At 70.7% G+C, this 21,297-nt stretch carries 18 protein-coding genes; 14 read left to right on the forward strand and 4 right to left on the reverse strand.

Annotated elements, in window-relative coordinates; all coding sequences use genetic code 11:
• The gene (locus DEJ08_RS07290; protein ID WP_071405406.1) at positions 1-504 is read left to right on the forward strand and encodes a peptide deformylase; all 504 of its coding nucleotides are present in this window, start codon (positions 1-3) and stop codon (positions 502-504) included.
• 142 nt (positions 505-646) lie between these two features.
• Positions 647-778 carry a hypothetical protein gene (locus DEJ08_RS07295; protein ID WP_258366694.1) on the forward strand — a complete coding sequence of 44 codons (132 nt, stop codon included), beginning with the start codon at positions 647-649 and terminating at the stop codon, positions 776-778.
• 377 nt (positions 779-1,155) lie between these two features.
• Here the strand turns inward: DEJ08_RS07295 and DEJ08_RS07300 are convergent, their stop codons facing one another.
• Positions 1,156-3,093, reverse strand: a complete 1,938-nt coding sequence (locus tag DEJ08_RS07300) for an AMP-dependent synthetase/ligase (protein ID WP_111054978.1) — start codon at positions 3,091-3,093, stop codon at positions 1,156-1,158.
• Positions 3,094-3,214: 121 nt separating this feature from the next.
• Here DEJ08_RS07300 and DEJ08_RS07305 point away from each other — a divergent pair, with 121 nt between their 5' ends.
• From DEJ08_RS07305 to DEJ08_RS07315, 3 genes are all read left to right on the forward strand, one after another.
• On the forward strand, positions 3,215-4,168 hold the full coding sequence (locus tag DEJ08_RS07305) for an ROK family glucokinase (protein ID WP_017886608.1): 954 nt from the start codon (positions 3,215-3,217) through the stop codon (positions 4,166-4,168).
• Positions 4,169-4,261: 93 nt separating this feature from the next.
• Positions 4,262-4,987 (forward strand): lysophospholipid acyltransferase family protein, encoded by a 726-nt coding sequence (locus tag DEJ08_RS07310; RefSeq protein WP_071405408.1) that lies wholly within the window; start codon positions 4,262-4,264, stop codon positions 4,985-4,987.
• 104 nt (positions 4,988-5,091) lie between these two features.
• The gene (locus DEJ08_RS07315) at positions 5,092-6,477 is read left to right on the forward strand and encodes a class II 3-deoxy-7-phosphoheptulonate synthase (protein ID WP_110864693.1); all 1,386 of its coding nucleotides are present in this window, start codon (positions 5,092-5,094) and stop codon (positions 6,475-6,477) included.
• A 155-nt stretch (positions 6,478-6,632) separates the two neighbouring features.
• Here the strand turns inward: DEJ08_RS07315 and pknB are convergent, their stop codons facing one another.
• A complete protein-coding gene (pknB, locus tag DEJ08_RS07320) occupies positions 6,633-8,708 on the reverse strand; it encodes a Stk1 family PASTA domain-containing Ser/Thr kinase (RefSeq protein WP_111054986.1) in 2,076 nt (691 codons plus the stop codon).
• Positions 8,709-8,790: 82 nt separating this feature from the next.
• Positions 8,791-10,062 (reverse strand): LysM peptidoglycan-binding domain-containing protein, encoded by a 1,272-nt coding sequence (locus tag DEJ08_RS07325; RefSeq protein ID WP_258367171.1) that lies wholly within the window; start codon positions 10,060-10,062, stop codon positions 8,791-8,793.
• Positions 10,063-10,234: 172 nt separating this feature from the next.
• Here DEJ08_RS07325 and DEJ08_RS07330 point away from each other — a divergent pair, with 172 nt between their 5' ends.
• Positions 10,235-10,591 (forward strand): Rv2175c family DNA-binding protein, encoded by a 357-nt coding sequence (locus DEJ08_RS07330; protein ID WP_171907813.1) that lies wholly within the window; start codon positions 10,235-10,237, stop codon positions 10,589-10,591.
• Between the two features lie 69 nt (positions 10,592-10,660).
• Here DEJ08_RS07330 and DEJ08_RS07335 read toward each other — a convergent pair whose 3' ends face one another.
• Entirely contained in the window at positions 10,661-11,779 is a 1,119-nt protein-coding gene (locus tag DEJ08_RS07335) for a polyprenyl synthetase family protein (protein WP_071405410.1), read from the reverse strand.
• A 96-nt stretch (positions 11,780-11,875) separates the two neighbouring features.
• Here DEJ08_RS07335 and DEJ08_RS07340 point away from each other — a divergent pair, with 96 nt between their 5' ends.
• From DEJ08_RS07340 to mraY, 8 genes are all read left to right on the forward strand, one after another.
• Complete coding sequence (locus tag DEJ08_RS07340; protein WP_110864614.1) at positions 11,876-12,271, forward strand: SCO2097 family morphological protein; 396 nt, start codon at positions 11,876-11,878, stop codon at positions 12,269-12,271.
• A 710-nt stretch (positions 12,272-12,981) separates the two neighbouring features.
• Positions 12,982-13,413, forward strand: a complete 432-nt coding sequence (gene mraZ / locus DEJ08_RS07345) for a division/cell wall cluster transcriptional repressor MraZ (protein ID WP_017886616.1) — start codon at positions 12,982-12,984, stop codon at positions 13,411-13,413.
• Positions 13,414-13,519: 106 nt separating this feature from the next.
• The gene (gene rsmH / locus DEJ08_RS07350; RefSeq protein WP_071405412.1) at positions 13,520-14,485 is read left to right on the forward strand and encodes a 16S rRNA (cytosine(1402)-N(4))-methyltransferase RsmH; all 966 of its coding nucleotides are present in this window, start codon (positions 13,520-13,522) and stop codon (positions 14,483-14,485) included.
• 1 nt (position 14,486) lies between these two features.
• Positions 14,487-15,209: a cell division protein FtsL gene (gene ftsL, locus DEJ08_RS07355; RefSeq protein WP_111054977.1), complete on the forward strand. Its 723-nt coding sequence runs from the start codon at positions 14,487-14,489 to the stop codon at positions 15,207-15,209.
• A gap of 49 nt (positions 15,210-15,258) precedes the next feature.
• Entirely contained in the window at positions 15,259-17,028 is a 1,770-nt protein-coding gene (locus tag DEJ08_RS07360) for a peptidoglycan D,D-transpeptidase FtsI family protein (RefSeq protein ID WP_111023101.1), read from the forward strand.
• Between the two features lie 14 nt (positions 17,029-17,042).
• Positions 17,043-18,689: a Mur ligase family protein gene (locus tag DEJ08_RS07365; RefSeq protein ID WP_071405414.1), complete on the forward strand. Its 1,647-nt coding sequence runs from the start codon at positions 17,043-17,045 to the stop codon at positions 18,687-18,689.
• Positions 18,686-20,194, forward strand: a complete 1,509-nt coding sequence (locus DEJ08_RS07370; RefSeq protein ID WP_111047163.1) for a UDP-N-acetylmuramoyl-tripeptide--D-alanyl-D-alanine ligase — start codon at positions 18,686-18,688, stop codon at positions 20,192-20,194. The genes DEJ08_RS07365 and DEJ08_RS07370 overlap by 4 nt, the downstream gene beginning before the upstream one ends.
• Entirely contained in the window at positions 20,191-21,294 is a 1,104-nt protein-coding gene (gene mraY / locus DEJ08_RS07375) for a phospho-N-acetylmuramoyl-pentapeptide-transferase (RefSeq protein ID WP_071405416.1), read from the forward strand. Before DEJ08_RS07370 ends, mraY begins: the two co-directional genes overlap by 4 nt.
• Positions 21,295-21,297: the final 3 nt, after the last annotated feature.

Here is a 21,297-nt window from a genome sequence, read left to right on the forward strand (position 1 = left end):
TTGACCGTTCGTCCCATCCGCCTGTTCGGCGACCCCGTCCTCCGCTCGCCGGCCGACCCGATCCGGCCCGAACTGCTCGGCAGCGCCGGGGTCCGTGACCTCGTGCAGGACCTCATCGACACCGTCAAGGAACCCGGACGTGCCGGAGTGGCCGCGCCCCAGATCGGCGTCGGACTCCGTGCGTTCTCGTACAACGTGGACGGTGAGGTCGGCTACGTCCTCAACCCCGAGATCGTCGAGGTCTCCGGGGAGCCCGAGCTCATGGAAGAAGGCTGCCTCTCCGTCCCGGGGCTCGGCTACCCGACGCGTCGCTCCCCGTACGCGAAGGTGCGGGGTGTCGACGTCGACGGCGACGAGGTCGTCCTCGAGGGCACAGGCCTGATGGCCGAGGCGCTCCAACACGAGTGCGACCACCTCGACGGCACCGTCTACGTGATGACGCTCGACCCCGAGGTCCGCCGTCAGGCACTGCGCGACATCCGTGCGCAGGACTGGTTCCACTGAGCGCTTGCACAGTCCCGCGTTCGCCGGCTGTGAACAGTGGTGTGACACCCCCACGGGGGATTGTCGCTTTGTCCTGACGAGGGGGTACCGTGCTGCTGTCGGCCTCCCACCGACGACCATCCCATCCCCCCAGGACTCCCGCATGACCAGTCAGAACGACGAGCTCAGCTCGCACCGCACCCGCACCAACCGTCGACCAGCCGAGACCACCGTCACGACCGGTTCGACCGCCGTCCTCGACGCCCCCGCGACGGAGCAGTCGCAGGAGGCCTGAGCCCCGCAGGCGCCCCCGGCGCCCGCTGAACGGCCTGGAGGCCCGGATCACGTCCGACGGACGTGATCCGGGCCTCCAGGCCGTTGCGTGCACACCCGCGCGTACCTGGCGGAATCGGGCGTACCTGGTCGGAAGAATCGACCCGGTACGCCCGAATCGACCCGGTACGCCCGGAACGACCAGGTACGCCCGAAAGCTGCCAGCCCGCACGCGGCGACCGCCTGGAGGCCCGGCGCCAGTCCGGCGGACCGGCGCCGGGCCTCCAGGCCGTGGCGTCCACGACCTCGCATACCTTGCGCAATCGGGCGTACCTGGTCGGAAGAACCGACCCGGTACGCCCGGAACGACCCGGTACGCCCGGAACGACCCGGCCGGCGCTACGCGCGGTTGCGCCGCCGACCCTCGATCACCGGGGTCGCCGTCGTCTGCACCTTCGACCCGGAGTAGATGTGGTCGATGTCCGCGGCGAAGTCCTTGAGGATCACCGACCGCTTGATCGTCAGCTTCGGCGTGAGGTGCCCGGAGGCCTCGGTCAGGTCCGTGTCGAGGATCGTGAACGACCGGACCGACTCGGCGCGGGAGACCCGCCCGTTTGCGGCGTCGATGGCCTCCTGGACGGCGGAGAGCACACGCTCGTCGTAGGCGGCCTCGTGCCCGCTCAGCGCCGGGGTGATCCCGCGGGACTCGCACCAGCCGGGGAGCATCTCGCGGTCGAGCGTCACGAGTGCTGCGACGAACGGCTTTCCCTCGCCGACGACCACGACCTGGCCGATGAGCGGGTGCTCGCGGATGCCGTCCTCGAGCGGTGCCGGCGCGACGTTCTTGCCGCTCGCGGTGACGATGAGCTCCTTGGCGCGTCCGGTGACCGTGAGGACTCCGTCGGCGTCGATCCGGCCGAGGTCGCCGGTGCGGAACCAGCCGTCAGCGAATGCGTGCTCGGTCGCCTCGTCGTTCCGCCAGTACCGGTCGAAGACGTCGACGCCGCGGATCAGGATCTCGCCGTCGTCGGCGATCCGGACCTCGATGCCGGGCAGCGCCCGCCCGACCGTACCGATGCGGAGTTCCCGGGCCCGGTTGACGGTGGCGGGGGCGGTGGTCTCGGTCAGGCCGTAGCCCTCGAGGATGAGCACCCCGATCGAGCGGAAGAAGTGCGACAGTCGCGGGGACAGGGGCGCCGAACCGCTGACGGCGTACTCGACCCGGCCGCCGAGGGCGTCGCGGAGCTTCGCGTACACGAGCCGGTCGAACAGCTTGAACTTCAGCCCGAGCAGGAACGGCACCCTGCCGGCTGCGAGGGCCTCGGAGTGGGCGACCGCGGTGTCGGCCGCCGCGCGGAAGATCCTGCCCTTGCCGCCGAGGTCGGCCTTCTGCTCGGCTGAGTTGTAGATCTTCTCGAACACCCGGGGGACCGCGAGCAGGAACGTCGGCTTGAAGGTCGACACCGCCCGCATCAGGTCCTTGGTGTCCGGCTCGTGGCCGACGAGGACGCCGGCGGACACCGACATCGCGGCGATGAACCGGGCGAAGACGTGGGCGAGCGGGATGAACAGCAGGGTCGAGGCGCCGTCGGCGACGACCTCGGGCATGGCTTCGCTCGCGCCCTCCACCGTGGCGGTGAAGTTGTCGTGCCGCAGGACGCAGCCCTTCGGCCGGCCGGTGCTGCCCGAGGTGTAGATGATCGTGGCGTCGTCGTGCCCGTGCACGTTCGCGGTCCGGGCGTCGAGTTCGTCGTCGGTGACGTCCTCGCCGAGCCGGGTCAGGTCGTCGAGGCCGCCGCCGTCGATCGTCCAGTGCTGGCCCAGGGACGGCAGGTCGGGTGCGATGGAGGCGACGCGGCGCGCATGTTCCTCTTGCTCCACGATGATCGCGACCGACTCGGAGTCGGACAGGATCCAGCGCACCTGGTCGGGGGAGCTCGTCTCGTACACGGGCACGGACACCAGGCCGGCTGTCCACACGGCGAAGTCGACCAGGGTCCACTCCAGACGGGTGCGGGACAGGATCGCGACGTGCGCGCCCGGTTCGAGCCCGGCGGCGACGAACCCCTTCGCGATGCCGCGCACCCGGGCGAGAATCTCCGCCGCGGTGAAGGTGGTCCAGGTGTCGCCGTGGCGCTGGGCCAGGATCGGACGGTCGGGCGTCAGCCGGACGCGGTCGCCGAGGAGCCGCGCTGCGGAGCCGTGGTCCGGGGCGACGGGACCGGCGCTGTGGGGTGTGGCGTGCCTCCCGGCCGACGTCGTGGTCCCGGTGGCGGCGCTGCCAACGGTGGACGTGTCGGTGGAGGCGCTGCTGCGTGCAGGACGCTGATCGTTCACGGTGACTCCCTTGTCTGCCGGTTCGACTCGAGTGCGCCTCAACACCGAGGCGACACCGCCAGCATAGGACGCGTCACCGGGCGTTCCGTGACTTCGCGGCGAACCGGTAGGCTCGTTGCTCGTGCACGCCATCGGAATCGACATCGGGGGCACCAAGATCGCGGGTGCGGTCGTGACGGAACTGGGCGAGATCGTCGCCGAGGACCGCGTGGCCACCAACGCTGCGGACCCGAACGCCATGCTCGACGACGTCGTCTCGATGGTCGAGCGACTCAGCTCGCTCCACCAGGTCGGCGCCGTGGGGGTCGCTGCCCCCGGGTTCATCGACGCCTCGCAGTCGATCGTCTACTACACGCCGAACATCCGGTGGCGGAACGAACCGCTCCGGCAGAAGCTGCAGCAGCGCCTCGGCGACCTCCACATCACGGTGGACAACGACGCGAACGCCGCCGGCTGGGCCGAGTTCCGGTTCGGCGCCGGTCGACTCGTGTCCGACATGACCATGCTGACCATCGGCACGGGCGTCGGTGGGGCCATCGTGACGGAGGACCGCCTGTTCCGCGGGGGCTTCGGCACCGGCGGCGAGATCGGCCACCTGCGCATCGTCCCGAACGGGCTGCCCTGCGGCTGCGGCGCCCGCGGCTGCATCGAGCAGTACGGCTCGGGCCGGGCCCTGCAGCGCATGGCGAACGACGTCGCCGACGCCGGTGGCATCGGTTCGGCCCTGGCCGACGCCCGCGCCGACAACGGCGGCCAGCTCGACGGCAAGATCGTCGGCGACCTGATCCTGGCCGACGACCCGGGTGCCCTCGCGGCCCTCCGTCGGCTCGGTCGGCACCTCGGCGAGGCGTGCGCGTCACTGTCCGCGGTGCTCGACCCGCAGCTCTTCGTGTTCGGCGGCGGCGTCGCCAGCGCGGGGGACCGGCTGCTCGACCCGATCAAGCAGGCGTACCTCAACAACCTGCCGGCCCGCGGGTACCACCCCGAGCCGGACTTCGTGATCGCCGAACTCGTCAACGACGCCGGCGTCGTCGGTGCCGCCGACCTCGCCCGCATCCACGCCCGCACGGCGTAGGGTCGGCGCGCACACACGCACACACGCACACAGGAACGACCGCCCACCCCGGGCCGTGCACCACCCGGACCTTCTCACCACCTGGAGTCGTCGATGACCTACTGGCTGCTGAAGAACTTCGTGCTCGGCCCGCTCATCCTCACCCTGTTCCGGCCGTGGGTCGTCGGGCGCGAGCACGTCCCGACCTCGGGCCCGGTCATCTTCGCGTCGAACCACATCTCGTTCATCGACTCGGTGATCCTGCCGGCGGTGCTCGACCGTCGACTGTCGTTCCTGGCGAAGAGCGACTACTTCACCGGCCGTGGCCTGAAGGGCTGGGCGACGAAGACGTTCTTCAACGCCATCGGCCAGCTGCCGATCGACCGCTCCGGCGGCAAGGCGTCCGAGGCATCGCTCCGCACCGGCCTGCAGGTCCTGGCGCGCGGTGAGCAGCTCGGCATCTACCCCGAGGGCACCCGCAGCCCCGACGGCAAGCTCTACCGCGGCCGCACCGGCATCGCCCGGATGATCCTCGAGGGGCGCGTGCTCGTCGTCCCCGTGGCCATGGTCGGCACGCGCGAGGTGCAGCAGATCGGGCAGCGCTTCCCGAAGATCAAGCGCGTCGGGGTCGTGTTCGGCAAGCCGCTCGACTTCTCGCGGTTCCAGGGGTTCGAGACCGACCGCTTCATCCTGCGCAGCGTCACGGACGAGGTCATGCACGAGCTCGCCGGCCTGAGCCGTCAGGAGTACGTGGACGTCTACGCCACCAGCGTGAAGGAGCGGGCGAGCTCCGCGCGCGAGGCCGTCATGCGGGAACGGAAGTCGACGCCCGCACGTTAGGCTCTGATGGTCCCGGCACCCCGCCAGGACGCCCATCGACGACGCGCGGCCCGGTGCCGGTCAGCGTCGTCGGGCCGCCCGCACAGAACACCGAGGTAACGCCCTTGCCCGAGTCGACCGACTTCGTCGCCCTGCAGGATCCGGACGTCATCGAGGGGCTCGACTATTGGCGGACGCTCCCGATCAAGCAGCAGCCGACCTGGCCGGACGCCGCCGCGGCCGAGGCCGCCTCGGCCGAGATCGCCACGCTCCCGCCGCTCGTGTTCGCGGGCGAGGTCGACAAGCTGCGTGAGCGGCTCGCCGCGGCCGCCCAGGGCAAGGCGTTCCTGCTGCAGGGCGGTGACTGCGCCGAGACCTTCGCCGGTGCCACCGCCGACTCCATCCGCGACCGGGTCAAGACGATCCTGCAGATGGCCGTCGTGCTGACCTACGGCGCCTCGATGCCCGTCATCAAGATGGGGCGCATGGCCGGGCAGTTCGCCAAGCCCCGCTCGAGCGACTTCGAGACCCGCGGTGACGTCACGCTGCCCGCCTACCGCGGCGACATCGTGAACGGCTACGACTTCACGCCGGAGAGCCGGACGGCCGACCCGCGCCGCCTGGTGCAGGGGTACCACACCGCTGCTTCCACGCTGAACCTCGTCCGGGCCTTCACCCAGGGGGGCTTCGCCGACCTGCGCCAGGTGCACTCCTGGAACAAGGGCTTCGCCTCGAACCCCGCGAACGCCCGCTACGAGCACCTCGCCAAGGAGATCGACCGCGCGATCCGCTTCATGGACGCCTGCGGTGCCGACTTCGAGGCGCTCAAGCACGTCGAGTTCTACGCCTCGCACGAGGGGCTGCTGATGGACTACGAGCGCCCGATGACCCGCATCGACTCGCGCTCCGGCCTGGCGTACGACACGTCCGGGCACTTCATCTGGATCGGTGAGCGCACGCGCGACATCGACGGCGCCCACGTGGACTTCCTGTCGCGGGTGCGCAACCCGATCGGCGTGAAGCTCGGCCCGACGACGAGCGTCGACGACATGAAGGCGCTCGTCGACAAGCTCGACCCGAACCGTGAGCCGGGTCGCCTGACCTTCATCACGCGGATGGGCGCCGGCAAGATCCGCGACGAGCTGCCCAAGCTGCTCGAGGCGATCAAGGGCATGGACGCCAACCCGCTGTGGGTCACCGACCCGATGCACGGCAACGGCCTGACCACGCCGACGGGCTACAAGACCCGCCGGTTCGACGACGTCGTGGACGAGGTCCTCGGCTTCTTCGAGGCCCACCGCCAGGTCGGCACGTACCCGGGTGGCATGCACGTCGAGCTCACCGGTGACGACGTCACCGAGTGCCTCGGCGGCTCGGAGCACATCGACGAGGCCACCCTCGCCACGCGCTACGAGTCGCTGTGCGACCCGCGCCTCAACCACATGCAGTCCCTCGAGCTCGCCTTCCTGGTGGCCGAGGAACTCGGCGCGCACCAGCCCGACCGCTCGTAACGCAGGAACCGTTTCGCCGAAGCGACAGAACCCCGCGGCATGTCCGCGGGGTTCTGTCGCTTTCGCGTGTCGGACGGGAGGCCCGTGACGGCGCCGCCACGGGCCTCCCGTCCGTCCTGGGGTCGCGTCCACGGCCGAGGGTGCGGTGTCGGCCCCTACTGGTCGTAGGACAGGGTGATCGTGTCGCCGCGGTAGACCGTGGCGCCGGCCCCCGGATCGGTGCCGGTGACGGGCAACGTCGACTTCCAGTCGTAGAAGCCGCAGAGGATGTTCGTGCAGTCGGGCACGGACACCTTGAGGCCGAGACCTTCGAGGGTCTCCGAGGCCTGGTTGATCGTGAGCTTCTTTGCGGCGACGTCCGGCAGGGTGATCGGCGTCGGCCCCTTCGACACGACGACGTCCACCGCCGACCCGCGCACGGCGGGGGAGTCCTGCACGGCGGCGGAGACGATCTGGCCCGAGGGCACGGTGTCGCTGTACTCCTCGGTGCGGGCGCCGAGGATCAGGCCGACCTCGTCGAGTGCGGCGGAGGCCTCGTCGACCGTCTTGCCGACCACGTCGGGAACCGGCCCGAGCGAGACGGTCAGGGTGACCGGCCCGGTCTCGCCGTAGGCCTGCACCGTCGTGAGGTCGAGGGCCTTGCCGCCGGACGCCCGACCGGTCGCCGCGACCACGGTGTCCTTCGGGGCATCGGCGGAGAACTCGTACCGGTCGTCCTGCAGCTCGAAGTCGTCGTCGAGCGCGGCCGTCACGGTGGAGAGCGGCTGGCCGACGATCGCCGGCAGCGGGATCATCCGGGGGCCGTTCGACACGACGATCTGCACCGCCGTGCCCTTCTGCACCTCGCGCTCCGCGGCCGGTTTCGTCGTGGAGACCTGCCCCTTCGCGACGACGGCGTCGAACCGTGTCCCGGTCTTCGACGCCGCCTGCAGGCCCTGTGCTTCGAGCAGCTGCCGGGCCTGCGAGACCGACTTGCCCGTGACTTCCGGGATCCGCACGTTGCCACCCGGCCCCGGGCCGAAGTACCAGCCGAAGCCGGCTCCGATCAGCGCGAGCACGACGACCACGGACAGCAGGATCCAGCCGCGCTTCCGACGCTTCGCCGACTGGTCGGCGAGCCGCTGTCCGGCGGGGGAGAGCACGCCCGGCTGTGCCCCGGTGCGACGGGGACCCGGGGCGTTGCCGCGTGCACGGGCGGGTGCTCGACCGCGGTCGCCGGTGTCCCGGTCGCCGGACCGGTCGATGATCGCGGTCTCGTCCGCTCCTGCGGCTCCTGCAGCCCCGACCGAGGCGGCGGCCGCTGCGGCGCCGAGCGTGCCGGCACCACCGGAGGGCAGGATCGCGGTCCCGTTCTCGGGGCGGAGCACGGCCGTGCGGTACTGGCCGGTCGCACGCTGCTGGTTGCCCGACATGTGGTCGAGCATCTCGCGGGCGTCGCGGGGGCGGTCCTCGGGGTCGCGTGCGGTCGACCAGGCGACCAGCTCGTCGAGCTCCGGCGGCACCCCGGACACGGCGGCACTCGGTGCCGGCACGGAGTCGTTGGCGTGCTGGTAGGCGATCTGCATCGGCTGCTCGCCCTTGTAGGGCTGCTCGCCGGTGAGCATCTCGTAGAGCATGATGCCGAGCGCATAGATGTCGCTGCGCGAGTCGGCGGCGCCGCGGGTCACGAGCTCGGGGGACAGGTAGGCGATGGTGCCGAGCAGTGCCGCGCCCGTCGCCGTGTTCGCGGTCGTGGCGCGGGCCAGGCCGAAGTCGCCGAGCTTGATGCGGCCGTCGTCGGCGAGCAGGACGTTCTCGGGCTTCAGGTCGCGGTGCACGATCCCGGCGCGGTGGGCCGAGGCGAGCCCGGCCAGCACGGCGCGCAGGATGTCCGTCGCCTGCTCGGGCGTCAGGGCGTGGTGCTCCTGCAGCAGGTCCCGCAGCGTGATGCCGGGGATGTACTCCATGACGATGTAGGCGATCTCGCCCTCGGCGCCCTGGTCGTAGACGCCCACCAGGTTCGGGTGCGACAGCCGGGCGGCCGAACGGGCCTCCTGGATGAAGCGCTCACGGAAGGCCTGGTCGTCGGCCAGGTGCCCGTGCATGATCTTGATCGCGACGCGTCGCTCGAGGCGCACGTCGGTCGCGAGGTAGACGGTCGCCATGCCCCCGCGCGCGATGCGGGAGCGGACGCGGTACCGCTGATCGATCATGCGACCGATCATCGGGTCCGTGGCGGCGTTGGTGGTCATCGGCGGCATTCTACGAATCGAGACCGCACTCGGACGCACCGGCGCACCGGCCGTGACCCAATCTCGATCTTCCGGATGAGGCTCAGAGGGTCGCCAGCCAGCCCTCGGCGGCGCTCGCCCAGGTGGCGTAGGCCTTCGGGTAGGCGGAGAGCTGCACGGCCTGGGCCGCGTCGGTGATGCTCATCGAGGACCAGCCGGGCACGTCGAGCAGCCCGCGGGTCTTGCCGGCGTTCGGGTTGTTCCGCCCGCCGAAGAACAGCGCGGTGGCGTGCGCCGGGTCCTGCAGCTTCGCCGCGCTGCCCCAACCCTGGCTCGGCCGCTGCTGGAACAGGCCGACCGAGTCGCGGTCGCCGTGCGGCAGGTTCCGGAGGCTCGACTCCTGCATCGCGGCGGCGAGGGCCACGACGATGCCGCGGTCCGGGACTCCGAGCGATCGACCCACGGCGACGATGGTCGCGGCGTTCTGGCGCTGCTCGGCGCTCAGGCCGACGGCACCGCTCACCGCGGCGCTGGCAGCGACCGCGGGGGCGGCGGTGGCGTTCGACGACGGGATGACGAGTGTCTTGCCGGCGTAGATCGTGCTCGTGTACGACAGGCCGTTCGCCGACAGGAGCGACTTGACCGAGACGTGGTGCGCGGCGGCGATCGAGGCCACGGTGTCGCCGGCGCTGATCTTCACGCTCGACTTGGTCGACGGGGCCGAGGCGGTCGACACCGACGGTGTCGACGACGTGCCGTGCGGCACCCGCAGCGTCTGCCCGGGGTAGATGACGCTGCGCTGCGACAGATTGTTCGCGCTGAGGAGCGCCGTGGTCGACACGCCGACGCGGGACGCGATGCCGGAGACGGTGTCGCCGTGCTTCACGTGGTAGCTCGAGGTGTCCGAGCCGGAGCCGCCGGTCGACCCGGAGGTCCGGACCGCGGCGGTGGTGACGGCGGGGGTCGACGCCAGGTGGAGCGTCTGTCCGGGGTGGATGATCGTGTTCCAGCCGAGGCCGTTGCGCACGAGGATCTCCTGCGCCGACAGGCCGAAGCGGGCGGCGATGCCCGAGACCGTGTCGCCGTGGTGGACGGTGTATGTGGTGGGGGCCTTCGTGGTCGCGGCGACGGTCCGCACGACGGTCTGCGACGGCCGGGCGACGGCGGTGCCGAACACCGGGCGGTCGGTCACGGCGCGGTCCTGGTCGACGTGGCGCTTGTGGTTCGTGTCGGCGTCGTCGTGCCGGGGCTCGGCGTGCGCGACCGGGCCGGTGAGGCCTGCGGTCACGGCGATGGTGCCCGCGAGGACGATGGGCATGGTGGCGAACCGGGCGGATCGTGCGCGCCGGGCGACTTCGTCTGCAGCGTGGTCCACGGGTTTCTCCTGATCTCGACTGAGCCGTGCGCACGCATGCGCGCACTCACAGGTGCCACAACGCTGGCATGGCCTGATTCTCAAGTCAACCAGAGAGTCAGATGGGGTGGATGTGACGAATGTGACGAACGAGGCGCATTCACTCCGGCGGTCACTCTGGCACCATGGGCGTGTGAGTGCCGCACCCGTCGACGACCTGTCCCTCTCCGAACGCTGGCTGACCGTCCCCGAGCTGGTGGACATGTTCAGCACCAGCCCCGGACGGATCCACCGACTCTTCGAGCAGAAGACCCTGCTCGCAGCCCGCGTCGGCGGTGTGCTGCGCGTGCCCGTCGAGTTCCTGGAGGACGGCGAGCCCATGCCCGAACTCCGCGGCACGCTGATCGTGCTCGGCGACAACGGCTTCACCGACGACGAGGCGGTGCGCTGGATGCTCACCGTCGACGACGCGATGGGCACCACGCCGATCGCGGCGCTGCGCGCCGGTCGCAAGGCCGAGGTGCGTCGCATCGCCCAGTCGCTGCTCTAGACGCGTTCCGGACAGACGGGAGGCCCGGTGCCAGCTGGCACCGGGCCTCCCGTCTGTCTTGGGGTGCGTCTAGGACGACCGGCGGCTGACCGTGTCGGCCAGCGACGCGAGCTGCTCGCGTGCCGACGGTGTCAGCGGCGAGGCGTCCAGTGCCGCCTTGGCGCGCTGGACGTGCCGCTCGATCGACCGCTCCACGGCGGCCACGGCACCGGACTCGGTGAGGGTCGCGCGGAGCATCTGCACCTGCTCCTCGTCGAGGTCGGGGTCGCCGAGGAGCTCGTCCAGGAGCTGCCGCGGGCCGCTCGCCAGCGTCTTGCGCGCCGAGGCGATGAGGACGGTGCGCTTGCCCTCGCGCAGGTCGTCGCCGGCCGGCTTGCCGGTGACCTCGGGGTCACCGAAGACCCCGAGCATGTCGTCGCGGAGCTGGTACGCCACGCCGAGGGGGAGTCCGAAGGCGCGGAGGCCCTCGAGCTGGGAGTCGCTCGCGCCGGCGACCAGGGCGCCGATGACCAGCGGGGCCTCGATCGAGTACTTCGCCGACTTGAAGACGATGACGCGCTGGGCGCGGAGCAGGTGCTCGGACTCGTCGATGACGGGCCAGGCGGTCTCCTCGTGCACGTCGAGGTACTGCCCCGCCGTGACGTCGAGGCGCATGGCGTGGAACTCCTGGCGGACGATGCGGGCCCGCACCGGGTCGAGGAGCGCGAGGCCCTCGTCGAACACCGAGTCGCTCAGCGAGAGCAGCAGGTCGCCGAGGAGCAGCGCGGAGTTCGTGCCGTACTGCCCGCGGTCGCCGACGAAGCCGGACTCCTCGTGCAGGGACTCGAAGCGGCGGTGCGCGGCCGGACGCCCACGACGGGTGTCCGAGCGGTCCATGATGTCGTCGTGCACCAGGGCCGCGGCGTGGAAGACCTCGAGCGCTGCGGCGACCGTGACGACGGCCTCGGCGGTGGTCTGTCGGGACCCTTCGGCCAGCGGGTCGAACGAGCCCGAACGGCCCGCCACCGACTGCCATCCCCAGTAGCAGAACAGCGCCCGGAAGCGCTTGCCGCCGGACAACAGGTCTCGGGCGTACCGGTCGAACGGCGCGAGGTCGGGGCTGATCGCGAGGAGCCGTTCACGCTGCTCGTCGAGTGCCCGGTCGATACGCGCCGATACGAGGTCCACTAATCGCGTACTCTCAGCCACGATCCCTACCCTAGTGGAGTGGTCGAGGCATAGAATCGGTCCACTCAACCCGCGTTTTTCAACCCCGCGTCGATCCCAGGAACAGAGGGAACCAAGATGCCGCTCTCGGAACAGGAGCAGCGCCTTCTCGAAGAGATGGAGCGCAGCCTCTACCAGAACGATTCCGATTTCGTGGCGCGTGTCACACGTCGACAGGGTCGTCCGACGTACACAGCCATCACGCTCGGGGTCCTCGGCGCACTCGCCGGGGTCGCCATCGTCATCGTCGGCCTGGTGATCAAGGCACCGCTGCTCGGCATCCTCGGCTTCGTCGTGATGCTCGCCGGTGTCCTGTTCGCGCTGCGCCCGGGCATGCGTGCCCCGAAGGCGAAGCCCGCTCGGCCGGGCAAGCCCGCGTCCGGTGGGTCGGCGCGTCCGTCCGCCGGTGGCGGCGGGTCCTTCATGGACCGGATGAACGAGCGCTGGGACAAGCGGAACGACCAGAGTCAGTAGCTGACGGGGGTCGCCAGGACTCCCTCCACACTCCTCCACGGGGTCGGCCTTCGGGTCGGCCCCGTTTGGTGTTCCCGGGGGCTGGTTTTTGCGGGGTCCGGCCGGGGTCGTGCCGGGGTCGTGCCGGCGCGAGTGTTCACGACATGCCGCGTGCTGGCCGCCGAGGGTGCAGGAACTGTCGGCTGGGGGCTGCGCGAGCGACGGTTCGTGCCCACTCGGCGTCGCGGCGGCGGCACGTCGTGACGGTGCGCTGACCGGCGGCCGGGCGGGGTGGAGCCGACCTTGCGCCAGTGTGGGCTCTGCGGCGGAGGTGGGACGGGCCTCCAGGCCGGGGAGGCCGGGGTGGACCGCCGCCGGTGCGTGCGCGAGTGGTCACGACATGCCGCGCGGTGGCCGCCGAGGTCGCACGAACTGTCGGCTGGGGCCCGCGCGAGCGACAGTTCGTGACCATTCGCCGTTGTGAGCCCGCGGCGCGCCCCGGGGCGCTCCACCGGCTGCGAAAGTCCTCCACTTTCCTCCACGGCTGCTCCGGCGCTCGCGAACCGCATGGATCCGGGCGTCCGCGGTCATCCCCGCGGGGTGCATTCCGGCTTCGATGCCCCCAGTAGGGGTGTCGCGGGCGGAAAAGGGAGCGGATTCCTGGTCGAGGGGAGGGGAGTGGAGTAAAGTGGGGCTCGCAACGGTCCGGTGGAGCGGAGGGGAGGCCCGACGTGCTGCTCGGTACTCATGCCCCGAAGCTCGACGAGAAGGGTCGCGTGATCCTCCCCGCCAAGTTCCGGGACGAACTGTCCGGCGGGCTCGTGATGACCCGCGGCCAGGAACGCTGCGTCGTGGTCTTCAGCGCCCGGACGTTCGAGGAACTCCACGAGCGCATCCGGACCGCCCCGATGACGTCGAAGCGCACCAGGGACTACATGCGTCTGTTCCTCTCGGGGGCCAGCGCCGAACAGCCCGACAAGCAGAACCGCGTGACGATCCCGCAGAACCTCCGCGAGTACGCGGGGCTCGAGCGGGACCTCACGGTCATCGGCAGCGGTGACCGTGCCGAGATCTGGTCCACCCCCGCGTGGGAGGCCTACTACGCCGAAGCCGAAGAGGCATTCGCCGACAACGACGAGGAGGTGATCCCGGGGATCTTCTGATCCGCGGATCGGGACTCCCAGCCGTGAAGCCCTGACGCCACTTCCCCGGTGTCAGGTCGCATGGATGGGGATCCGGACCCACGGCCCAGGAGACGAGGGGCTGCACATGGCCGACAACGACAACGAGACGCCACGCTTCCCGCACACGCCGGTGATGCTCCAGCGCATCGTCGACCTCTTCACGCCGACGCTCGAAGGACCGGGCAAGGTCGTCGTCGACGCCACGCTCGGCATGGGCGGCCACTCCGAGGGCCTGCTCGAGCGGTTCCCGGAGCTGACGCTCATCGGACTCGACCGCGACACCGACGCACTCGGCATCGCGGGGGAGCGCCTGGCCCGTTTCGGCGACCGTGTCCGCCTCGTGCACACCGTGTACGACGGCATCGTCGACGCGATCGAGGGCGAGGGCTTCACGAAGGTCGACGGCGTGCTGTTCGACCTCGGCGTGAGCTCGCTGCAGCTCGACCGGGCCGAGCGCGGGTTCGCGTACAGCCAGGACGCACCGCTCGACATGCGCATGGACCGGACCGAGGGGCAGACTGCCGCCGACGTCCTGGCCACCTACGACGAGGGCGAACTCCGCCGCATCTTCCAGCGCTACGGCGAGGAGAAGCTCGCCGGCCGCTACGCCCGAGCGATCGTCGAGCGGCGGGCGACGAAGCCGTTCGAGATGTCCGGCGACCTGGTCCAGGTGCTGCACGACGCGACCCCGGTCGCCATCCAGCGCCAGGGGCACCCGGCCAAGCGTGTCTTCCAGGCGCTCCGCATCGAGGTCAACGCCGAACTCAGCGTGCTCGAGCGGGCGATCCCGGCGGCGCTCGACGCCATCGCGGTCGGCGGCCGGATCGTCGTCGAGTCGTACCAGTCCCTCGAGGACCGCATCGTCAAGCGGGCCCTGGTGGAGCGCACGAAGTCGAGCGCCCCCGCCGGCCTGCCGGTGGAGCTGCCCGAGCACGCCCCGACCTTCTCCCTGATCGTCAAGGGCGCCGAGCTGGCCGACGAGGCCGAACGCGCCGCCAACCCCCGAGCAACCCCCGTGCGCCTGCGCGCGGCCGAGCGGATCCGGAACTGACATGAGCACGAACCTCGCACTCGTCGACCCTGCGGTCGTCCCGTCGCGGGCCCCGCGCCCCGACCGTCAGCACCGCCCCGAGCTGGTCGAGGTCACCCCGACCGCGGCCCAGCGCCGGGCTCGCCCCCGCATCGGGTACGCCGTGGTGGCCGTCGCCGCGCTCGGCATCCTGCTGCTGGCCCAGCTCGGCATCAGCATGGTGCTCAGCCAGGGCGCCTACACGCTCAACTCGCTGTCGGCCGAGCAGACGAACCTGTCCCGCACGCAGCAGTCGCTGTCCGAGCAGCTCCGGGTCCTCGACTCACCGCAGAACCTGGCCCGCAACGCGCAGTCGCTCGGCATGATCGCCAACTCGACACCCGTGTACCTCGACCCGAAGACCGGTCGGGTGTACGGCACGCCGACGCCGGCGAAGCCCGACGAGGCCACGGCGTCCACCGAGAACCAGGTGCCGAACTCGCTGCTGAACGACGTCCCGCTGGCCACGAAGCCGGGGGACACCTCCACCAGCAAGGAGACGGGCACGACGAGCGCGACGGACACGTCGGGCACGTCGAGCACGAAGGAGTCGTCGGGCACCACGGGCACCACGGGTACTACGGGAACCACCGACAGCACCGCCACGTCTGAGAAGACGAGCGGCGCCAGCGCGTCGGACCAGGGGACGGCGAAGTCGTCCGTAGAGTCCGACGCGAACCCGCTCCAGGCGCCCTCCACCCGGTGACCGGCGGGTCCGCCGCACCCTCAGCACCGCCCGGGAAGGACCGCACCGCGTGACGAAGACGATCCGCAACCGACGCCTGCGCTACAGCATCGTGATGCTCGCCGTGATCGCCCTCGTCGGGGTGTTCGTGGTGCGGCTCGTCGACATCCAGGTCGTCCAGGCGTCCGAGCTGAACAAGGCGTCGGCCCAGAAGCGCAGCATCCCCGTGACGATCTACGGCACCCGGGGGTCGATCGTGGACCGCAACGGCACCGAACTCGCCGACAGCGTCACCCGGTACAACATCACGACCTCGCCGCGTCTGGTCAAGCAGTTCAAGGGCAAGCTCGGCGGCACCCGCATCAAGGACGTCAGCGTCGGCACCGCCCTCAGCGCGTTGGCGAAGGCCTCCGGCGGCGACGTCGCGACCATGCGGAAGAACATCGCCGCGAACCCGAAGTCGGACTTCGCCTACCTGGTCAAGGGCCTCGACGTGCAGCACTACGAGGCCGTGCGGGCACTCGGCATCCCCTGGCTGTACCCGGAGCCGCAGGCGGCGCGGGTGTACCCGACGGGTGCGACCACGGGCAACCTCACCGGCTTCATGGGCACCGACGGCGCCCAGGCCGGCCTGGAGTACTCCTACAACCAGTGCCTGGCGGGCACCAACGGGTCCGAGACCTACGAGCGCGGCGAGGACGGCGTGCAGCTCCCGGGCAGCACCGTCACCACGAAGAAGGCCAAGGACGGCGGCACGCTCGAGACCACGATCGACAGCGACCTGCAGTACATGGCGCAGCAGACCATCGCGTCCGCCGCCAAGACCCTGCAGGCGGAGTCCGCGACGGCGACGGTCACGAGCGTCAAGACGGGTGAGCTGCTCGCGGTCGCCGACTACCCGACGGTGGACCCGAACGACGTCGACGCCACGACCGACAAGGGCGCCTTCGGTTCCCGTGCCCTGACGGCGTCGTACGAGCCGGGCTCCACGATCAAGGCCGCCATCGCCGCCGCGCTGCTCGACCAGGGCAAGTCGAACCCCACCGACCAGGCGGTCGTGCCGTACTCGCGCACGTTCCCCTGGGGCGGCACGATCCACGACTCGGAGTTCCACCCCACCGAGAACCTCACGCTGACCGGCATCCTGCAGAACTCGTCGAACGTCGGCATCACCGAGCTCGGTGCACGGCTGACCGCTCAGCAGCGCTTCGACTACATGAAGAAGTTCGGGCTGTTCGAGCCGGAGACGGCCATCGACTACCCGGGCCAGCCCTCGATGGACTACGGCACGAGCCCGAACTGGGACCAGCAGACGAACATCAACTCGATGTTCGGTCAGGGCATCTCGACGACGGCCGTGCAGGTCGCGAGCGTGTTCCAGACGATCGCGAACGACGGTGTCCGGATCCCGCTGCACTTCGTCAAGGGCTGCACCACGGCCGACGGCAAGACGATCGACGCGCCCGACGTGCAGAAGCAGCGGGTCGTCTCCGCAGCCGCCGCCACGCAGGTCACCGGCATGCTGCAGAGCGTCGTCACGGGTGGCACGCTGGTGGGCATGAAGCCGATCTCCGGCTACAACATCGCCGCGAAGACGGGGACCGCCGAGGTGGCCGAGGGGTCGCAGGGCTACGGCGGTCAGCGCATCACGTCGGTGGCCGGAATGGCACCCGCCGAAGACCCCCAGTATGTTGTCACGGTGACGTTCACGAAGCCGCAGACCAACAAGTGGTCCAGCGGAGCGGCTCCGGCGTTCCGCACACTCATGTCCCAGGTGCTCGAGAAGTACCGAGTAGCCCCCTCCGCGTCCGAGGCGAAGCTCTACCCGTCCACGTGGTGAGGAAGAAGGAACACTTGTCCGCACGGATCCCCCCGGTCCTCCGACCCGAACACCCGACCCCGAGGGCCGTCTCCGAACTCGCCAACGCGTTCGGTCTGCGAGTCGTCGGCTCGGTCGACAGCATCGAGACCACCGGTGTCACCCTGAGCGCCACCGAGGTGCAGCCGGGTGACCTGTTCGTCGGCGTGCACGGTGCGAACCGGCACGGCGCACAGTTCGCGACGGAGGCCGCCGAGCGCGGCGCCGTCGCCGTCCTGACCGACCAGGACGGCGTCGCACTGGTCGAGCCGTCCGGGCTGCCGGTGCTCGTCGTCGACGACCCCCGCGCCGCCCTCGGCGACGTCGCGGCGTGGGTCTACCGCACGCACCCCGACGAGGCCACCGACCTGCCGCAGCTGTTCGCCGTCACCGGCACGAACGGCAAGACGAGCACGTCCTACATCCTCGAGGGCATCCTCAAGCAGCTCGGCCTGGTCACCGGCCTGAGCTCGACCGCCGAGCGCCACATCGGTTCGCTCAGCGTGACGAGCCGCCTGACCACGCCCGAGGCCAGCGAGATGCACGCGCTCCTCGCACGCATGCGCGAGAGCGAGGTCCGCGCGGTCGCCGTCGAGGTCAGCGCCCAGGCCCTCAGCCGGCACCGCGTCGACGGCATCGTCTTCGACGTCGCGGCCTTCACGAACCTGTCGCACGACCACCTCGACGACTACGCCGACATGGAGGAGTACTACCAGGCGAAGCTCCCGCTGTTCCAGCCCGAGCACGCCCGTCGCGGCGTCGTCTCGCTGGACACCGACTGGGGCCACCGCGTGGTGCAGGACTCCCGCATCCCGGTCACCACGATCACCGTGCACCCCGACGTCGAGGCCGAGTGGCACGTCGACATCGTCGAGGCGCACGCCGCCTACACCGAGTTCCGTCTGACCGGCCCCGAGGGCCGCGAGCTGACCACCCGTGTGCCGCTGATCGGCTGGCACATGGCGGCGAACGCGGCACTCGCGATCGTCATGCTCGTCGAGGGCGGGTTCGAGCTGGGTGCCATCGCGCACGCGCTGGAGAGCAACCACCGCCGCTACCCCGACGAGGACGACGCGAGCGAGCGTGACGGCGAGACCCACCGCGTCTCCGCCATCGAGTGCTACCTGCCCGGCCGCACCGAGCGCGTCTCCGGCGAGCACGGCCCGAGCGTCTACGTCGACTTCGGCCACAGCGCCGACGCGTTCGAGAACACCCTCGCCGCGGTCCGGCAGTTCACCTCCGGCAAGGTCCTCATGCTGTTCGGCGCCGACGGCGACCGCGACACCACGAAGCGCGGCGACATGGCACGCGTGGCCGCGGCCGGCAGCGACATCCTCGTCGTCACCGACCACCACCCCCGCTTCGAGGACGCCGCGTCGATCCGGAAGACCCTGGTCGACGCCGCACGTGCGGCGTACCCCGACCACGAGATCCACGAGGTCAGCCCGCCCGAGGCCGCCATCCGCACGGCCGTGAGCCTGGTCGGCGAGGGGGACTCGATCCTCTGGGCCGGCCCGGGTCACCAGGACTACCGCGACATCCAGGGCGTCCGCACGCCGTACTCCGCCCGCGACGAGGCCCGCGTGGCCCTGCGCGAGGCCGGCTGGGAGCCGAACTCCGGTCCGGCGGAGGACGTCCGATGATCGCCATGACCCTCGCCGAGATCGCCACCGCGGTCGGCGGCGAGCTGATCGGCGGCGCGCAGGCGACCGACGTCGCCGAGCCCGGCGACCTGGTCGTCGAGGGCTCGGTCGAGACCGACTCCCGCCTGGTCCGCCCCGGCAGCGTCTTCTTCGCCCTCCCCGGTGAGGTCACCGACGGCCGACGCTTCGTGCCCGCAGCGGTCGACGCCGGTGCCGCCCTGGTGATCACGCCCGAGCGCGTGGACACGACCGCGCCGCAGATCGTCGTCGCCGACGGGTACGAGGCCCTCGCCGCGCTCGCGCACGAGGTCGTCACGCGCGTCCGGATGAGCACCGCGGACCGCGTCGACGCCGACGGTCGCCCGGCACCCCTGCGGGTCGTCGGCATCACCGGCTCGAACGGCAAGACGAGCACGAAGAACATGCTCCGCACGATCCTCGAGCAGCACGGCGCGACCGTCGCGCCCGAGGGCTCGTTCAACAACCACGTCGGCGCACCGATCTCGATGCTCCGAGTGACGTACGACACCCGGTACCTCGTGGTCGAGATGGGCGCGAGCGGCGTCGGCCACATCGCCAAGCTCGTCTCGATCGCCGAGCCCGACCTCGGCGTCGTCCTCAAGGTGGGCCTCGCGCACGCCGGCGAGTTCGGCGGCATCGAGGCGACGCAGCGCGCGAAGTCCGAGATGGTCACCGACCTGCCCGAGACCGCCACGGCCCTGCTCAACGTCGACGACGACCGCGTCGCGTCGATGCGCGACCTGACGGCCGCGCGGGTGGTGGGCTTCGGCACGTCGGCCGAGGCCGACTACCGCATCACCGGCATCGAGACGGACCGCAGCGGCACCCGCTTCACACTCACCGCGCCTCCCGTCCGCCACGAAGGCGACCGTCCGACCGACGCGACCCTGTCTGGAGGCCCGGATCACGTCGACGTGCGCCTCGCGATCCTGGGTGAGCACCACGCCATGAACGCGTCCGCCGCGCTCACCGTCGCCCACCTGTGGGGCGTCCCGCTCGCCGACGGCGCCGCGGCGCTCGCGTCGATGACGCGCGCCGAGCGCTGGCGCATGGAGCTGCTCCAGGGCGGCCCCGAGGGCGTCACCGTCATCAACGACGCGTACAACGCGTCGCCCGACTCCACCGCGGCGGCGCTGCGGACCCTGGCGCAGATCGTGCGCCCGGGGGAGCGGACCGTCGCCGTGCTCGGTGAGATGGCCGAGCTCGGTGAGTACTCCGTCGAGGAGCACGACCGCATCGGTCGGCTCGTCGTCCGCCTCGGCATCGGACAGCTCGTGGTCGTCGGCCGCGGCGCGATGCCCATCCACCAGGCCGCCACCCTCGAGGGATCGTGGGACGGCGAGTCCGTGTACATCGAGGACGTCGACGACGCCGTCCGTGCCATGCAGGAGATGCTCCGCCCCGGCGACGTCGTCCTCGTCAAGTCCTCGAAGTCTGCCGAACTGCGATTCCTCGGCGACCGCCTCGGAGGTGTCACCGAATGATCGCGCTCCTCATCGCCGGCGCCACGTCGCTGGTGTTCACGTTGCTGCTCACCCCGTCCTTCATCAAGCTCTTCCACCGTCTCGGGTGGGGGCAGTTCATCCGTGACGACGGTCCGCAGTCCCACCACACCAAGCGCGGGACCGCCACCATGGGCGGCATCGTCCTGATCATCGGTGCGGTGATCGGGTACTTCGTCGGTCACCTGATCGGAGGCGACTCGATCACGCTGTCCGGGCTCCTCGTGCTGTTCCTGATGGTCGGGCTCGGGTTCGTCGGCTTCATCGACGACTTCCTCAAGGTGCGCCGTCAGCGGAGCCTCGGGCTCGGCGGCTGGGCCAAGATCCTCGGCCAGGTCATCGTCGGCGTCATCTTCGCGACGATCGCCCTGGTCGTGCCCACGTCGAACGGCAAGCCGCCGGCGTCCACGATGATCTCGGCGATCCGCGACGTGCCGTGGCTCGACTTCATGGCGCTCGGCACCGTCATCGGCACCGTGCTGTTCCTCGCCTGGATCGTCCTGCTGACGGTGTCCACGTCGAACGGCGTGAACGTGGCCGACGGGCTCGACGGCCTGGCCACCGGGTCGAGCATCCTGGCGATCGGCTCGTACGTCATCATCGGCTTCTGGCAGTCGAACCAGATCTGCGGCGGGGCACGGCTCGACTCGAACACCGCACACGCCTGCTACACCGTCTCGAACCCGCTCGACCTCGCCGTGGTCGCGGCCGCGGTCTGCGGTGGGCTCATCGGGTTCCTCTGGTACAACACCTCGCCGGCGCAGATCTTCCTCGGTGACACCGGGTCGCTCGGCCTCGGCGGTGCCCTGGCCGGCCTCGCGATCCTCAGCCGCACCGAGCTGCTGCTCATCCTCATCGGTGGCCTGTTCTTCATCGTCACCGGCTCCGTCATCCTGCAGCGGGCCTACTTCAAGATCACCCACGGCAAGCGCATCTTCCTGATGAGTCCGCTGCACCACCACTTCGAACTGAAGGGGTGGGCCGAGGTGACCGTCGTCGTCCGCTTCTGGATCATCGCCGGGCTCTTCGTCGCGGCGGGGGTCGGACTCTTCTACCTCGAATGGATCGCACGCGTTGGTTGACCC

This window comes from Curtobacterium sp. MCLR17_054, from assembly GCF_003234335.2.
Lineage (GTDB): Bacteria > Actinomycetota > Actinomycetes > Actinomycetales > Microbacteriaceae > Curtobacterium > Curtobacterium flaccumfaciens.

Coding starts and splice junctions, on each gene's coding strand:
- rsmH (WP_071405412.1), top strand. CDS start 13,520: ATGGCCGACAACGACAACGAGACGCCACGCTTCCCGCACACGCCGGTG.
- DEJ08_RS07295 (WP_258366694.1), top strand. CDS start 647: ATGACCAGTCAGAACGACGAGCTCAGCTCGCACCGCACCCGCACCAAC.
- DEJ08_RS07340 (WP_110864614.1), top strand. CDS start 11,876: ATGCCGCTCTCGGAACAGGAGCAGCGCCTTCTCGAAGAGATGGAGCGC.
- pknB (WP_111054986.1), bottom strand. CDS start 8,708: ATGACCACCAACGCCGCCACGGACCCGATGATCGGTCGCATGATCGAT.
- DEJ08_RS07310 (WP_071405408.1), top strand. CDS start 4,262: ATGACCTACTGGCTGCTGAAGAACTTCGTGCTCGGCCCGCTCATCCTC.
- DEJ08_RS07370 (WP_111047163.1), top strand. CDS start 18,686: ATGATCGCCATGACCCTCGCCGAGATCGCCACCGCGGTCGGCGGCGAG.
- mraY (WP_071405416.1), top strand. CDS start 20,191: ATGATCGCGCTCCTCATCGCCGGCGCCACGTCGCTGGTGTTCACGTTG.
- ftsL (WP_111054977.1), top strand. CDS start 14,487: ATGAGCACGAACCTCGCACTCGTCGACCCTGCGGTCGTCCCGTCGCGG.